Source organism: Bacteroides sp. 51, from assembly GCF_010500965.1.
GTDB lineage: Bacteria > Bacteroidota > Bacteroidia > Bacteroidales > Bacteroidaceae > Bacteroides.
Genome location: NZ_QVMI01000002.1, coordinates 183,487 through 200,772, shown reverse-complemented (window position 1 = coordinate 200,772; position 17,286 = coordinate 183,487). Strand labels below are relative to the sequence as shown.

Below are 17,286 nucleotides of genomic sequence, written 5' to 3'. Positions count from 1 at the left end.
GTAAGATAATGAGAAATATAGAGATAAACGAAGTATACACGCTTTTTGAAGAAATCAAAAAGCTGATTAAAAAGGGGAACGATAATACTCCTACCGTTGTTCAACCCGAAATAGAGTTGCCAGACTTATCCGTCATAAACGAATTGACAGACAAGTTACAAGAAACAATCGAAGAGGTACGCAGGCCTGCAAAAACAGAATGCCATCATATATTCAGCATAGCTTCGAACAAAATCTTCTTTAGTGTAATCGGTATAGGTGTTGCTTTGCTTGTGTGTATGTTTATGATATACTACCAGCGAGAGGAAATCGCCTCTTACAAAGACAACGATCTGAAATATCGTTATGTAAAAATGCAAGGAACAACAACGCCGGATGGAATAGAGTATTTAGAAAATGTATTTGACTATAAGCGAGATAGTATAAAAATTATCCGAAAGCAAGTAGAGCAATATGAAAAGGCTGTATTAGCAGAAGCCAAGCGTTTGGAGCAGGCGAGGTTGAAAGAGCAAGAGGCAGAACGACTAAGGCGTGAAGCAGAGAATTTGAAGCGAAACAAGTAACATTCTGAAAACGAGTGGTAATAAAGCAGGGATATTTATCCTTGCTTTATTTTTATAGCAGATTTTTAGCTATATTTGTGCGTGCGTTTTGTATGTTTCATAGAAAAATAATCCAATGGAATTGAACAGAATAAAAGAAGTCCTTGATGAAAAAGGAATTAAGCAGACGTGGTTAGCTGAAAAACTTGGTAAAAGTTTCAGCTCAATAAATGCTTATGCTTGTAACCGGCAGCAACCGAGTTTGGAAATGTTGCACCAAATTGCGGAATTACTACAGGTGAGTGTGAAGGATTTAATTGTAGATAATAAAAAGGAAAAGTAAAATATGGCTAAGAAAAATACGGCAGAGATAGGCTTTGAGAAAGAAATTTGGAAAGCTGCAGATTTGTTAAGAGGTAATCTCGACGCTTCTGAATACAAGTCAGTTGTATTAGGATTAATATTCTTAAAATACATCTCAGATTGTTTTGAAGCAAGATACCAAACCTTGATAGAGGAGGGGGATGGTTTTGAAGAAGACAAGGATGAATACACCTCAGAAAACATATTTTTTGTCCCTACAGAAGCTCGTTGGAATATAATAGCAGAAGCTGCTCATACCGCAGAGATTGGAACAATGATCGACAATGCAATGCGTATGATAGAGAAAGAGAACCTTCGATTGAAAGGGATTCTACCCAAGAATTTTGCACGTCCGGAATTAGATAAAAGACGACTTGGTAATGTTGTTGACCTGTTTACTAACATCCAAATGAAGGAACACGGCGATAACAAAGATATTCTTGGACGAACTTATGAATACTGTCTCTCCAGATTTGCGGAAGCGGAAGGTAAATTAGCCGGAGAGTTTTATACACCAGCATGTATCGTTAAAACATTGGTAGAAGTTTTGAAACCTTATAGTGGTCGAGTTTATGACCCTGCTTGTGGCTCTGGAGGAATGTTTGTTCAGTCTGCTAAGTTCATTGAAAAGCATAAACGAAATATTAATGACATTTCAGTCTTTGGTCAAGATAGCAACCCTACTACATGGAAAATGGCTCACATGAATTTGGCTATTCATGGGATAGAAGCCGATTTAGGGAAGTTCTATGCAGATACTTTCTTTGACGACCAACATCCAACGTTAAAAGCTGACTTTGTTATGGCTAATCCTCCTTTCAATCTCAGTGATTGGGGAGCGGACAAGTTGCAAGAGGATGTACGTTGGAAGTTTGGGACTCCTCCTGCCGGCAATGCCAACTTTGCATGGTTACAGCACATGATCCATCATCTGTCACCAAATGGAAAAATTGGGATGGTTTTAGCAAATGGCTCTTTGTCCTCTCAAACAGGAGGTGAAGGCTCTATTCGAGAGAATATCATTAAAGCTGATTTGATAGAGGGGATAGTAGCTCTTCCGGCTCAACTGTTTTACACAACGGGGATCCCTGTTTCTTTATGGTTCTTAAATCGAAATAAGAAACAGAAAGGCAAGGTTTTATTTGTTGATGCTCGCAATATGGGTACAATGATTACCCGTAAACTCCGAGAACTTGTAGACGACGACATTTCAAAAATAGCTAATACGTTTGAGGCTTTTGATGAAGGAGTCTTAGAAGATGAGAAAGGTTATTGCGCCGTAGCTTCTCTAGAAGATATAGCTAAACAAGATTATATACTGACACCCGGTCGTTACGTGGGAATAGCAGAAATTGAAGATGACGGAGAACCGTTTGATGAAAAAATGACACGCCTCACCGGCGAGTTGTCAGATCTCTTCGCACAATCACATGAATTAGAAGATGAAATTCGCAAACAGCTGAAGAGTATTGGATTTACGATAAAATAGCATTCATGTTCTCTTCAGTTTAACATTTACTTATAATTGAAGAAATATGAAAGAAAAATTAATTAAAGAGATTGAAAATTCTATGTCGGGAGCTTTAACATTGGAACAAACAGCACAACTCAGTACTTCGTTGCTTCAAATACTTAGCAAGTATGAAGTAATAGAGGATAAGGAGAGTGTACATGAAGATTCGGCATCAAATACCCGGTTATTAGAAATTTTCTTATCTGCAAAACAAGTCGAAGGTTGCTCAATTAAAACAATCAAGTATTATGAATCAACGATTCGCCATTTGTATAAAGGCCTGCCGAAGAATGTAGCGGATTACACTACTGAGGACATTCGAGCATACTTGGCTGTTTTTCAGAGTAAGCGCAAATCAAGTAAAGTCACAATAGATAATATCAGGCGGATATTTTCCTCCTTTTTTTCTTGGTTGGAAGAAGAAGATTATATCCTAAAAAGTCCGGTAAGGCGGATTCATAAGGTAAAAACAGGAACGCAAGTAAAAGAGGTATTAAGCGATGAGGCATTAGAGATGCTTCGTGACAATTGTGAAAATATAAGGGACCTGGCAATAATAGACCTTCTTGCGTCAACCGGTATTCGTGTGGGCGAACTTGTAAAGCTCAATCGGAACGATATTAATTTTCAAGAACGAGAGTGTATAGTTTTTGGAAAAGGGAACAAAGAACGCATGGTTTATTTCAATGCACGGACAAAGATTCATTTACAGCAATACCTGAAATCCCGCAAAGATAAAAATCCTGCCCTGTTCGTCTCATTAGCTAAACCTCATAAGCGATTGGAGATATCTGGTGTAGAAATACGTCTCCGAAAGGTTGGACGTAAATTAAAAATAAATAGGGTGCATCCTCATAAGTTCCGACGAACACTGGCAACTATGGCCATTGACAAAGGTATGCCTGTTGAACAGGTACAACAATTATTAGGTCATGTTAAGATTGACACAACTATGCACTATGCAATGGTCAATCAGACAAATGTAAAACTCTCTCACCGTAAATATATCAATTAAAAATGTGGACATATAGTACAACATATAATTGCATAACTCGTTTCGTCAAAAAGAGAAAGGGAAATGATAATTTAGAGCAGCAGGCACAAGCTTTATACAAGTCTTGGTTTGTTGATTTTGAGCCGTTTAAGGATGGTAAATTTGTTGATTCTGAATTGGGAAGGATACCTGAAGGGTGGAGAGTTGGGAAACTATCTGATGTTGGAAAAATAATAGGAGGAAGTACTCCTTCCAAAAGCCATCCAGAGTATTATACATCGGAAGGTATAGCATGGCTTACTCCAAAAGACCTATCCATTACTCATGCTAAATTCACATCACGAGGAGAGGTCGATATAACTGAGAAAGGGTATGATAGTTGTAGTACAAAGTTACTCCCCAAAGGGAGTGTTTTGTTTAGTTCTCGTGCACCTATTGGATATCTAAGTATTGCTTCTAATAAAATATGTACAAACCAAGGGTTTAAATCGATTGTCCCGCATGCAGAGATAGGGACCCCCTTTATTTATTACTATTTGAAGACAAATACTGTTGAAATAGAATCAAAGGCTTCTGGCTCTACCTTTAAAGAAGCTTCAGGAACTTTGATGAATTCTCTGCCAGTTGTAATCCCCGAATTGAAGACTCTTTGTAATTTCAATGAAATACTTAATCCTCTTTTCGAAATTCAAGAAAAAAATGAAGCCAAAAATCGAAAATTGTCTCAACTCCGCGACTCTATTTTACCCAAATTGATGTCCGGCGAATTAAAAATCAGTGATTTACACAGCTAAATTCTCATTTATGGAAGAGTGGAAAGAATATAAGCTAGGAGATGTTTGCTCTCGATTGAGAAGTGGGAAAAGCATATTAGCGAATAACGTATTGAAGGAAGGAATATATCCTGTAATTGGCGGAAATGGGATAAGAGGGTTTGCCGAAACCTCAAACTTTGAAGGACAGTGTGCCATCATTGGAAGACAAGGAGCTTACTGTGGGAACGTTCGCTTCTTCGAAGGCAAATCATATATGACAGAGCATGCGGTAGTGGTTGTTGGCAATGACTTCGCTGATACTTATTATTTGTCTTGCCTTTTGTCTTTAATGCACTTAGGTAATCTTTCAGCACAGTCCGCTCAACCCGGTCTATCTGTAGATACTCTTTCAAAGCAGATTATCCAGTTGCCTCCAATTACGTATCAGAGAAAAGTCTCCAATATAATAAAGTCCCTTGACAATAAAATCGCCCTCAATCGCCGGATAAATGATAATTTAGAGCAGCAAGCACAGGCTTTATATAAGTCTTGGTTTGTTGATTTTGAGCCGTTTAAGGATGGTAAATTTCTTGATTCGGAGTTGGGAAAGATACCGGAAGGATGGAAAGTAGTTGAGTTAGGTTGTTTTGTTGATATAAGTAAGAAGACACTTAATCCTCAACTATATCCTGATACCCATTATACTCATTATAGTCTTCCCGCTTGTGATAATGCTATGAATCCAGAGATGCAATTAGGAGCAGACATTATGAGTAATAAAATTGTATTAAACGATAATACTACACTATTTTCCAAGCTAAATCCAAGGATAAAAAGAATTTGGTTCACGCATATTGTAGAAGGAAATGCTATATGTTCAACTGAGTTTATTCCATACAGAGCAAAGGATGAGAAATTATACTCGTTTGTATATTCAACTGTAAATAGTGATACATTTTACAACTCTATCATGAGTTTTGTGAATGGGGCAACCGGTAGTCATCAACGTTTTCATGCAGAAGATACTCTAAGATTAAGATACGCAATTAATATGAGTGTAGTTGAGGCTTTTTGTGTACGTACAAATCCTGTGCTTGATAAAATGCATTATCTGCGAAGTGAAAATCAAAAATTATCAGCATTGCGCGACTCTATTTTGCCCAAATTGATGTCCGGCGAGTTAAAAATCAGTGATTTACACAGCTAAATTCTCATTTATGGAAGAGTGGAAAACAAATATATTAGAAAATTTATTAGAATGTATTATTGACTATCGCGGTAAGACTCCTAATAAAACGGACAAAGGAGTACCTCTTATTACTGCTAAAATAGTAAAAGGAGGAATAATCCAAACTCCTAACGAATTTATCTCTAACGAAGATTATAGGTCTTGGATGGTTCGCGGATTTCCAGAGAGAGGAGATGTTGTTTTAACTACAGAAGCCCCATTAGGAGAAGTCGCTCAAATAGAGAACGAAAACATTGCACTTGCTCAGCGCATCGTAACATTACGAGGAAAAAAATATGTTTTAGATAACACATATTTAAAATATTTTTTCTTATCTAAAATAGGAAAGGGACGTTTGATTGCCAGAGAAACAGGAACTACTGTAACGGGCATTAAACAAACGGAATTGAGGCAAGTTGAAATTACCTATCCGAAGTATGAAGTTCAGAAAAGAATAGCCTCCATCCTCTCTTCCCTCGACGATAAAATCGCCATCAACCGTCGGATAAATGATAATTTAAGATCAAATTAGTATGGATTGGACAAGAGAACATATTACTAAGATGCCGAGTTTTGGCGCTTTTGAAGCACATGTTTTAATGATAGAAGAATCTATCGAAACAAATGCATCGCTATGCATTGAAACTTGTAAAAGTTTAATCGAAGGAATATGTAAAACCATCCTAACCAATAAAAATATCACATACAAACAGTGCGAGTCTTTTCAGGGTTTAGTTCGCAAAACTGTTGATACAATAACCCCTTCTTGTTATAATAATGAGAAGATTTATGAATTATCAAGACGAATTGCCGCCGTTACACAAACGATTGCAGAATTCAGAAATGACTGTGGCTTTGCCTCGCATGGAAAAGATATAAAAGAGCCTCCAATAGACAGGAGCTTATCCTTGCTAACCTATAAAATAACTGATGTTCTTGGAGGATTTATCTTACACTATTACATAAAGTATAGTAAGCCCCAAAGGAATAGTCGAATACACTACGAAGATTGCCAGATGTTCAATGAGTATTTTGACTATGCAAACCCTTTGGTTATTGGATTACTTAGCCTTTCTGCTTCGGAAGCTTTGTACCAACAAGACTACCAAGCATACAGAGAGGAATATCTATACTATTTAGAGACTAAAGATGAATTTGATACTTAAAACGATATAATATGTCATTCACAGAGAACAGCTACGAACAAGCTCTTATCGGACTATATCAAAAGTTAGGATACGAGTATTTATATGGTCCTGATGTTGAACGGGACTATTATCTTCCTTTTTATGAAGCTCAATTAAAACAAAGCCTTATTGAACTGAATAGGTCGATACCACAAATCGGCATTGAAGAGGCTATTTCTAAATTGAGAAATCTGGACGCCGGTAGCTTGACTCAACGGAATGAACATTTCATGGATTATCTCCAACATGGCATAGAGGTTAGTTACTTTGACGGGAAAGAACAACAAAGCAATCTCGTTTACCTGATAGATTATGATTATGAACATATTCATAAAAACACATTCCAAATCATAAATCAGTGGACTTTTGTTGAAAAATCCGAAAAGCGCCCGGACTTGGTTGTTTTCATAAATGGATTGCCACTTGCTATTGTTGAAATCAAATCTCCATCACGAGAAGAGACTGATGCATCTGCTGCTTATCGCCAATTGCGAAACTATATGCAAGAAATCCCATCTATGTTTGTATATAATGCAATCTGTGTGATGACAGACATGAGTGCGTCTAAAGCTGGTACCATAACCAGCAAAGAAGATCGTTACATGGAGTGGAAAACCAAAGATGGGAGTTATGAAAGCACGCAATTAGCCGATTACGATACCTTCTTTGAGGGAATCTTTGTTAAAGAACGTTTTTTAGATATAATCAAAAATTATATTTGTTTCTCTAAGGATGACAAAAGCGAATCTATCAAGATATTAGCAGGATATCATCAATACTTCGCCGTAAATAAAGCTATTGAACGAACCAAACAAGCTATAGGGAATGATGGCAAAGTTGGTGTCTTTTGGCACACACAAGGAAGTGGAAAATCGCTCTCTATGGTTTTTTATGCTCATTTACTCCAACATTCTTTATCTCAACCAACGATTGTGGTTATAACCGACCGGAATGACCTTGATGATCAGTTATACACACAATTTGCAAAATGCAAGCAATTCTTGAGGCAAACACCAATACAAGCCAAAAGCAGGGAAAATCTCAAAGAACTTCTTTTAGGCAGGGAAGCAAATGGGATTATTTTTACTACCATGCAGAAGTTTGAGGAATCAAACGAGCCATTGTCTGAAAGACGGAATATAATCGTTATGACCGATGAAGCACATAGGGGACAATACGGCTTTGAAGAAAAGATTCGTCTCACAAAGAACAAAGAAGGCAAAGAAGAGGCTAAAGTCGTTATAGGAGCTGCTCGTATTATTCACGATTCTTTACCCAATGCATCTTTTATCGGATTTACCGGCACGCCAATATCAACAAAAGACAAAGATACACAAGAGGTCTTTGGAAATTATATTGACGTTTATGACATGACCCAGGCTGTAGAAGATGGAGCCACTCGCCCTGTATTCTATGAATCGCGTGTTATCAACTTAAAATTGGAAGAAGAAACTCTTAGATTAATCGATGCTGAATATGAAAGTTTAGCTGAAGAGGGGGCAGAGATTGATCAAATCGAAAAGAGCAAACAAGAACTATCTCATCTCGATGTCATACTTGGTGCTCCTGAAACTATTGATTCGCTTTGTCGAGATATTATCAAACATTATGAAGAAAACCGTCAGTTTGAGTTGACAGGAAAGGCGATGATTGTAGCTTACTCACGATCTATCGCTATTGATATCTATAAAAAAATACTTGAACTACGCCCGGAATGGGATGAGAAAGTAAAAGTAGTTATGACTGGAGGAAATAATGATCCGGAGGAATGGCATTCTATTGTCGGCAATAAACAATACAAAAAAGAATTGGCAAAAAAATTCAAAGATAATGAAGACCCGATGAAGATTGCCATTGTCGTTGATATGTGGCTTACAGGATTCGATGTGCCATCGCTTGCAACAATGTATGTTTATAAACCGATGAAGGGGCATAATCTGATGCAAGCGATAGCGCGTGTCAATAGGGTATTCTTAGATAAAGCAGGAGGTCTAATTGTTGACTATATAGGTATTGCTAAAGCCCTGAAAGATGCCATGCGCGATTATACAAAACGAGATAAGAGTAATTTTGAGAAATTAGATATAAAAGAAACGGCTCTATCCAAGTTCAAAGAAAAGTTAGAAGTCTGTCGAGACATATTCCACGGATATGATTATGGTAGTTTTCAAACAGGAACAGATGCCGACAGAGCGCAGTTGATAAAGGGTGGAGTGAACTTCATTATGGCTCCTGATAAGGAGGCGCAAAGAGATGCATTCTTAAAAGAAGCAAAATTGTTGCATGATGCGATCACTTTGTGTCGCAGTTTATTAGATAATACATTACGCTTCGAAGCAGCATTTTTTGAAACCGTTCGTATCCTATTAAATAGAATGACAGGTAAAGGGAAAGTTTCAAAACGAGAAATTAATGAACGGATTGGTGAACTTTTAAAGCAAAGCATAAAGAGCCAGGGTGTTATCAACCTATTTTCGGATGTTAAGACTGAATTTTCGTTATTCGATGCTAAGTTCTTGGACGAGATATCAAAGATGAAGGAGAAAAATATTGCCATAGAATTACTTAAACGTTTATTGGCAGAAAGAGTAAGCCTTTACAAAAGAACCAATCTTGTACAGGCAGAAAAATTCTCTGAAATGTTGAATCAAGCTTTATCAAACTACCTCAAGGGAATGCTTACCAATGAAGAAGTGATTCAGGAACTTCTAAAAATGGCAAAAAATATAGCCGAAACAGAAAATGAGAAGAATGAGCTTGGACTCAATGCGGAAGAAAAAGCTTTCTATGACGCATTAACTAAACCAAGAGCCGTTCAAGATTTCTATACAAACGAACAGTTAGTCGAAATGACTAAAGAGTTAACCGATATGCTCCGTAAGAATAGGACTATTGACTGGCAAAAGAAAGAATCAGCAAGAGCAGGTATGCGCCGACTCGTAAAACGTCTATTGAAGAAGTACAAATATCCACCAGAAGAATCTGAAAATGCGATGGCTGTTCTTCTGAAACAATGTGAAGAATGGAGTGATAATCCATCAGATTCCATTGACTTATCTGACTCGGGGCACAAGCTTTATAAAACAACTCTCAATGATGAATTTGTGCAACAAGCGGCTGAACCTATTGCAAAATACGGTAAAGATAAGAACGAATTATAAATGCATTTTAGATTATGACCAAATTAGAAACATTATACAACTCCATACGTGGACTAAAAGAATTAGGTTTACCTTTGAATGAAGAGACCCTGAAGGCGGTGGATCAACTGGAAGAAGAGTTGATTAAAGATGATGTAATCCCTCGACTTTCAGATAGTATAGAGCCTATCATAACTAAGATAGAACGTCCGATTGTCTTGGTTGTCGATTATATTCCGGGGGAAAACCTGTCTGTTCGCTTAACTCGGAAACGGGTTATTACAGATGAAAAAGAAACAAAACAATACCCTCTCTCTTCAGAGCGGAAGGAAGTCCAAGAAAAAATATATGCGACTAACGAAAATGCTAAAAAGAAGAAAACTGAACGAAAAATGAAGTTCGCTAATAAGGCGAAAAAGACCCGCCTTTCTGTTAAATTTCCAGACGGAACAACCATTGAAAATTCATATGCTTATGAAACTTTTATATACACTATCCTCAGAATAGGAGTAGAAAAAGTTGCCGAGCTAAATATGAAATGGGTTGGTCTTCCACTTGTGTCAAAAATAAAGGATGACTTTTATAACCAACACGAAATAGAAGGTGGTTGGTGGATTGTTACTCATTCGGCCACGAATCAAAAAAGATTGCAATTGGAAGAGATATCCAAGAAATTAAAATTGGGGTTAAACGTGGAAATAATATAATTTAGTGGACAACTGTAGTATAAGCAAATAAATATCGCATGAAGAATACTAATAAAGAGCAGCTTCTGCAGCTTGTTGATGAATACAATCAATTGGGCATTGGACAGCAGATAGACCATGATAAGTTCTATCTATACTCCCTTATTACAAATTCTACTGCGATAGAAGGTTCTACGCTAACGGAGGTGGAAAACCAACTGCTCTTTGATGAAAGTATTTCTGCTAAAGGTCGAACGATTAGCGAGCAGATGATGAACCTTGATTTGAAAGCTGCTTATGAATACAGCATGACGTTGGCAAAACAACATACTGATTTCAATACAGAAATGCTCAAATTCCTTTCCGCTATTGTGATGAAGAATACCGATAGCATTTATAATACTCTGCAAGGTTCATTCGATTCCTCAAAAGGTGACCTTCGTTTAGTAAATGTAACAGCGGGAACAGGCGGCAGTTCTTATATGAATTACCTGAAAGTTCCGGCACATTTGAAGGCTTTCTGCCAACAGATCAACGAACGCAGAAATACTCTATTACAAAGTGACGACCTGATAGAAAAGTATCTATTGAGCTTTGATGCCCACTATTTACTCGTAACTATTCATCCGTGGGTGGATGGCAATGGCAGAATGTCGCGTCTTGTGATGAATCACCTGCAATTTGAATTAAACCTGATTCCTACCAAGGTAGATAAAGATAACAAAGCGGAATATATACAGGCGTTGATTGACTCTCGTGAACAAGATTCCTTAGAGCCTTTCCGTGAGTTTATATTGGCTGAACATATCCGCAATTTGCGCAAAGAGATAGCAACTTATAAGCGTTCGCAAGCATTTGACCCCCTGAAAACAACGAGCGATCCTCAGGATTCGTTTAACAAGAATAATATATGACCAACTTCGACGAATACCTCCGACAATCCGAGCCCGCTAAACGGGAGAAAGGTTATGCCTGGCAGACCGCAATAGGTCTGCAAGCTGTTGATGGACTAACCCCATCCGAATACCTGATTGAAACCGCCCGGCAACATATCGAAGGGGATATAACTATTGATGAAGTTCAAGAGCGAATAAAGAGTTATTATCAGTCGAAAAAGACTCGGACAGCAAAGGATGATGAAAGAGAAGAAGCGGATAGAGCTTCGGCAAATATTACCAAGTTGCTCGGTGAGCGCTCCTTTGCCTTTACTGTAGCTGGTTTTACAGCCGTGCATCGACGTATATTCGATGGAGTTTTCAAGTTTGCCGGAAAGATTCGTGATTATAACATAACAAAGAAAGAATGGGTGCTTGATGGAGATACTGTTCTTTATGTTTCAGCTCCTGATCTTCGTAAGGCTATTGAATACGATATTGAACAGGAAAAAGCATTTGACTATACAGGCTTAAGTTTGGAACAAATCGTAAAGCATATCACTAAATTCGTATCCGGTTTATGGCAGATACATCCGTTTGGAGAAGGCAATACCCGAGCTGTTGCTGTCTTTACAATTCAATACCTCCGTTCTATCGGCTTTAATGTGGAAAATGATCTTTTTGCGAAGCATTCATGGTATTTCCGAAATGCTTTGGTCAGAGCGAACTATCAGAACGTGCAGAAAGGGGTTAAACGGAATCCTGAATACTTGGAGCGCTTCTTCCGCAATTTGCTGATGGGAGAAAAGAACGAATTAAGAAATCGTTCAATGCATATAGGAAATGAGCTCCAAAGTATCACTCCTGAAATTTCAAAGTCTCAAATTGATACTTTGAATTACACTTTGGAGGAAAAGGCTTTGCTTGACTGCATTCGTAAGAACCCACAGATAAAGCAACAGGAGATAGCTAAACAAATAGGAAAATCTATATCCACTGTAAAGCGATTAACAGTAGGATTAGTTGAGAAAGGTATTATTGAGCGTAAAAACGGTAAGCGTAATGGGTTTTGGGAGATAAAAGGAATCTAACACTTCAAATAACAATAAGTATAATCTGAAATAATAATTGATATGGCAACAGCAATTAGTGTAAACAAACAGAGTGTGTCAGAGCTATTGAAAACCGGCAGAACGAAGCCTTTTATCATACCTGAATATCAAAGACCTTACGCTTGGACATCCGAGCAGATCGAAACACTTTTTGAAGACATATGGGAATTTGCTACTACACAAGGAGATGTTAATCAAAACAGTTCTTATTTCTTAGGTAGCATTGTTTCGTTTGAAAATGAAGAAATGAAGCAAGAGATTATAGATGGACAACAACGTATCACATCATTATTTTTATTGCTTCGAGCTATTTATACAAAGTTGCGTAATGGAGACGATGTGAATTCTGCGAAAGCGCAGAATTTTATACGTCAGATAGAACCTGCCATTTGGCATACAGATAATTATACCGGAGAAGTAGATTATACTAATATTCTACTAACATCAATGGTTGTGGATAACGAAGGGAATGAGATTCTTGGGAATATTCTTGAGTCAGGAATAGCAGATTCAGAGGCAGATGACAACTACTCAAAAAATTATTTATTATTCCAAAGATTGTACGATGCCCATTGTGAGAAATCACCTCTAAAAGTATATGATTTCATCTATACCTTACTAAATAGAGCTATTCTCCTACCAATTAGTGCAGATAGTCAAGATACAGCATTGACCATTTTCTCAACATTAAACAATAGAGGGCTACCACTTTCTGATGCAGATATTTTCAAAGCAAAGATATACAATAACCTTCAGGGAGAAGAGAAAGAATTGTTTATTAATGAGTGGAAAAGCTTGGAGAAAGAAGCAGCCGAGGCATACGAAAGCATTCAACAACTTTTCTATTACTATATGTTTTATTTAAGAGCAAAAGAGAATGATGTAAGTTCCACGACCCCTGGAGTAAGAAAGTTTTATTCCGCAAACAAATTCGCTCGTTTAGATGATAAAAATCTAATGCAGGAATTGAGAACGTCATTAAATCTTTGGAAGGTTATTAACACAAATCAGGATGTACCGGAAGAAAGTTGGGATAATAACCTAAAAATCAGGAAGGCATTAGATATACTCACATCCTATCCGAATGAATTTTGGAAATATCCGGTCATTATCTACTATTTATCACACCGAAAGGAGGATGACTTTGATGAGAATTTCCTCTTATTCCTCAACAAGCTAACAGAAGAACTAATAACACGATTCCTCCTATTTCCCACCATCAATGCTGTTAAAGCGGATATTATGAAATTGGGAGCAAAAATAATTAACGACTCGCATCCAGACTTTGGATTTCGGGCTATTGACAAGATGCCTTTGGAGAGCATCATTAGGAAACCGCATCGCAACATAGTTAGAATGTTATTAAAATCGTATGCCTATAACCATCAAGATCAACTTTTACCTGACAATTGGCAAATCGAACATATCTTACCACAGAAATGGCAAACATCGTTTTTCCCCGATGTGCAACCTGAAGAAGTGAGCGCTATGATTGAGCATATCGGAAACAAAACACCTTTTGAAAGAAAATTAAACATCATCGCCAGCAATGGATACTTCAAAAAGAAACAGGATGAATATCAGAAATCGGAGATAGAGGTAACAAGGATATTAGTTGCCAGTATAGCTGACGACTGGACTTTGGGGAATATTGAGCACCGGGATAAGATCATCTCTTCTGAGATAATGAAACTTCTAAAGGATTGGGATGTAAATTATCAAAACAGTAAGGGCTCATCTACTACTCCACCGGCCGATGTCCAGGCGATGATTGATAAGCTAAAAGAAGATGGATGGATTAAATAATATAATGTAATCATGTCTCAATCCCACAAAGAGCCTATCGATTGCCCGCATTGTCATGCTCGCGGAGAGTTTGAACTTTGGGATTCTGTCAATGTTGACCTTGATCCTGAACTGAGAGACAAAATCTTCAACGATGAATTATTTCTTTGGCAGTGTCCCAATTGTAGAAATGAAGTATTCATTCCTTTTGGGTCACTCTATCATGATATGAAAAATAAGTTTATGCTTTTTTTCTCGTTTGAAGAACCGGAAAGAGGCAAATATGATCCTCTTGAAATCCCGCAGCCTTTAGGATTAGAGGATGGATATACTATACGCTCTGTGTATGGATTGATAAACTTTAAAGAGAAAATTGCCATATTGGAAAACGGGCTTAATGATGTGGTGATAGAGAGAATGAAATATATTATAAGTCATATTTCATATCCTGAAATATCAGAAAAAAGGTATGACCTGCGTTTTGGTGGGCTCAATGCGAAAGAGGAGGACTCAATGCATGAAAGCATTGTTTTTTTCTATTTAGACGAGGAGAAAGAAGAAAAAATGATTCTCACATTGCCTATGGATAATTATTACGAACATAAGTTAGCTGTAAAACTTGATCCTCGTTTTAACGTTGAGAGAGGTGTATGCGTTGATCAGGAATGGATTGCCAATCAAATGAAAAAATCAGCACCATGAAGCGAGTAGGCATCAAAGGCGAATACAAAGAAGGTCGTTGGGCTTTAGTCGATTCAAACGGATTGCCATTAACAGAATACAAATATTGGTTTGTTGAACCCATAGGAGAAGGTTATTTTCGAGCACAAGTAACCGGAGGATCACAATACAACCTGCTTCGGACAGATGGTACGGAAGTTTTCAGAGAAAGTTTTTCATCCATCGGTCAGGCGCATCATGGTCTTCTAATCGTCGGGATAACAAAACGAAAAACCAAGACAATACCTACGCAATACTTATCTGGCATTGCTCACGTCAACGGAGATTTTCTTCTTCCAATTATGGATAGTCATGCTCGTTGGCTCTATGAACTTTTGGATGTAAACGGAAATAGAGTGGAGTGGGAAAATATTCCAGAAAACAAAACCGAAGATGATTATGAGAAAAGATATTATGCCATTCAAATTGAAATCGAAGGCAATCTTTATTTTGTAAAGTTAGATGGAGGAATTTATGATCCTGCCGAATCTCATTTACCTCCCAAAACAAAAATAGATACGACAGATTTCTTTGAGAAAGTTGCCAATTGGGTTTTACCCGGCTTGCAATTCTTTTATCGCGACACCAATGCGCCGATCATTGCGGAGGATGTTTATCATGTAAACGCAATTATTCGGGCAGGCTTTTTCATTGATACAACAACCAAGCTTCTAAAACCGATTCATAGAACTCGTTTCCTCATTGCATCCGCACATACGGCAAGACTCTTTGAGATAGAGGACTTAGTAATGCAAAATCCCAATGTAGGGTTGTGGAATTTATCGGTTTTACACTTCAATAGCTACTTCAAGGTTATGGATGTTTATAAGGTAGATGGCGTGACACAAGTTTTTCTACTTCATATACCCGAAACAGCCGCTCGACTATTAGGAGATAACGAGATGGCTTTTAATTTTTTCAACCATGTCGCTGGGCAAGAAGGCAGTACCTTGATTGAAATAGCGAGAAATAGTTTAGAAGAAAAGATGCGACAGGAGGTTCATTCCCGTTCTTTGAATAAAGAGTGGGAAGAACGTACTTTTCATCCGATAGGGTTAGATAATAATTATCAGCTTTTCTCACTTTTCCAGGCAGAAGAACCCACCGATGATAAAACCGCAGGGATGAGTAGCTTTATTCACAAATTGGCAGAAGATGCAGATATAGAGATTTCCATTAAAGAAGAAGACAACTTCCCCTTTGTAGGTGTAGAGAAAAGCATTTGTGAAAACTGTTTTTTCTCGGCTGCGATCAAAGGACATGGAGAGTGTTGTGGGCGTCTTGATAAGGAAGATTTTCGTAAACATTACATAAAAGGACGATGCGACTACCGCAAGGAAGCCGAGTCGGAACTCTCTTGGCACGAACGAAAAGAACAAGAAAGAATTCTAAAAGCCGATCGAGAAGCAAACCCTTTAAAAGAAGCGACAACCCTAGTGACAGAGTTTATAACTGAAAAATTAGGCGGCGATATAGACCATTTATTAACATACGATTTCACACAGCTCAAAGACGATGAGAAATATGGTTACTGTCGTGGCTATGCTTTTTCTCCAACTCATACGGAGATAGTAAGAGCACTACTAACTCTTATTTTTGATGGAGTTTGGGTAAATTACGCTTTCGCTCCGGAGCAAAATAAAAATGTATTTGGTGGATGCTTACTTCAAACACATCAACGACTTTTAGGTGCTGCAATTGCAGGAGAGTATTTTAAGGGATTATCAAAGTATAATCCATCGAAAGCCTTGGAAGAAAAAGCCAATGACTATTATAGGAAACTTTATTTCAATCTGGGCAATATGGTTTTAATGCCAAAAGCTTTCGAACTTTCAAAAGAATCAACCTTAATCAAGGGTTATATGGATAAGTTTTTATCCATGATCCATACCTATCTCATCAATCCACGAAAGACTCCTTATTCCTTTCTGGATACGATGAATTCTTGCAAAAAGGAGTTAGCCGAATACATAGGAATAGAAGGATTCCATCTTTTGACAGAGCGTTTGCTTCTTCAAGACTATCTTGATTCTGATGGTAATCCCAAGGAAATATTTAAATTAATCACGATGAACGATAAGTTTCTTTCTCGCGATAATTATTTGGAAGCAGTAGAAAAATATCTTTCTTTCTGCGAAGAGCATATTCCTCGCAGAGCCGAAAAGATGCTATCTGTATTGAAAGAACGTCTATCATAAAACAGAGAAAAACCCTATGATTCCACTTTTTAGCTCTCCCATAACTTCGCTAAAGAATTGCAATTGTCAATATTTCAGCAGGTTAATACTTCTCCGATTTGGAGAATTGAAGAAAAACAGTACATTTGTACCGTGAAAAATGTTAAATAATTGATTTTCACCACATTCTATGCACTTGTTTTTTTGAA

15 protein-coding genes are annotated in these 17,286 nt (G+C 37.5%); all 15 read left to right on the top strand.

Annotated elements, in window-relative coordinates; genetic code table 11:
- Positions 1-8 precede the first annotated feature (8 nt).
- Positions 9-563, top strand: a complete 555-nt coding sequence (locus tag D0T87_RS02785; RefSeq protein ID WP_163172622.1) for a hypothetical protein — start codon at positions 9-11, stop codon at positions 561-563.
- A 115-nt stretch (positions 564-678) separates the two neighbouring features.
- On the top strand, positions 679-885 hold the full coding sequence (locus D0T87_RS02780; RefSeq protein WP_163172620.1) for a helix-turn-helix domain-containing protein: 207 nt from the start codon (positions 679-681) through the stop codon (positions 883-885).
- A gap of 3 nt (positions 886-888) precedes the next feature.
- Positions 889-2,394 (top strand): class I SAM-dependent DNA methyltransferase, encoded by a 1,506-nt coding sequence (locus tag D0T87_RS02775; protein ID WP_163172618.1) that lies wholly within the window; start codon positions 889-891, stop codon positions 2,392-2,394.
- Between the two features lie 46 nt (positions 2,395-2,440).
- Positions 2,441-3,433 carry a site-specific tyrosine recombinase/integron integrase gene (gene xerA / locus D0T87_RS02770; RefSeq protein WP_163172616.1) on the top strand — a complete coding sequence of 331 codons (993 nt, stop codon included), beginning with the start codon at positions 2,441-2,443 and terminating at the stop codon, positions 3,431-3,433.
- A gap of 2 nt (positions 3,434-3,435) precedes the next feature.
- A complete protein-coding gene (locus tag D0T87_RS02765) occupies positions 3,436-4,206 on the top strand; it encodes a restriction endonuclease subunit S (protein WP_163172614.1) in 771 nt (256 codons plus the stop codon).
- Between the two features lie 10 nt (positions 4,207-4,216).
- On the top strand, positions 4,217-5,374 hold the full coding sequence (locus D0T87_RS02760; RefSeq protein WP_163172612.1) for a restriction endonuclease subunit S: 1,158 nt from the start codon (positions 4,217-4,219) through the stop codon (positions 5,372-5,374).
- Positions 5,375-5,384: 10 nt separating this feature from the next.
- Positions 5,385-5,927, top strand: a complete 543-nt coding sequence (locus D0T87_RS02755) for a restriction endonuclease subunit S (RefSeq protein WP_163172610.1) — start codon at positions 5,385-5,387, stop codon at positions 5,925-5,927.
- Position 5,928: 1 nt separating this feature from the next.
- Positions 5,929-6,561, top strand: coding sequence for an abortive infection family protein (locus D0T87_RS02750; protein WP_163172608.1), 633 nt, complete (start codon positions 5,929-5,931; stop codon positions 6,559-6,561).
- Positions 6,562-6,572: 11 nt separating this feature from the next.
- Positions 6,573-9,743, top strand: coding sequence for a type I restriction endonuclease subunit R (locus tag D0T87_RS02745; RefSeq protein ID WP_163172606.1), 3,171 nt, complete (start codon positions 6,573-6,575; stop codon positions 9,741-9,743).
- A gap of 14 nt (positions 9,744-9,757) precedes the next feature.
- On the top strand, positions 9,758-10,429 hold the full coding sequence (locus D0T87_RS02740; RefSeq protein ID WP_163172604.1) for a hypothetical protein: 672 nt from the start codon (positions 9,758-9,760) through the stop codon (positions 10,427-10,429).
- Between the two features lie 38 nt (positions 10,430-10,467).
- Entirely contained in the window at positions 10,468-11,322 is an 855-nt protein-coding gene (locus tag D0T87_RS02735) for a Fic family protein (RefSeq protein ID WP_163172602.1), read from the top strand.
- A complete protein-coding gene (locus D0T87_RS02730) occupies positions 11,319-12,374 on the top strand; it encodes a Fic family protein (protein ID WP_163172600.1) in 1,056 nt (351 codons plus the stop codon). The genes D0T87_RS02735 and D0T87_RS02730 overlap by 4 nt, the downstream gene beginning before the upstream one ends.
- 42 nt (positions 12,375-12,416) lie before the next feature.
- Positions 12,417-14,201: a DUF262 domain-containing protein gene (locus D0T87_RS02725; protein WP_163172598.1), complete on the top strand. Its 1,785-nt coding sequence runs from the start codon at positions 12,417-12,419 to the stop codon at positions 14,199-14,201.
- 12 nt (positions 14,202-14,213) lie between these two features.
- The gene (locus tag D0T87_RS02720) at positions 14,214-14,882 is read left to right on the top strand and encodes a CpXC domain-containing protein (protein ID WP_163172596.1); all 669 of its coding nucleotides are present in this window, start codon (positions 14,214-14,216) and stop codon (positions 14,880-14,882) included.
- Positions 14,879-17,098 (top strand): hypothetical protein, encoded by a 2,220-nt coding sequence (locus D0T87_RS02715; protein ID WP_163172594.1) that lies wholly within the window; start codon positions 14,879-14,881, stop codon positions 17,096-17,098. The genes D0T87_RS02720 and D0T87_RS02715 overlap by 4 nt, the downstream gene beginning before the upstream one ends.
- The last annotated feature ends 188 nt before the right edge of the window (positions 17,099-17,286 follow it).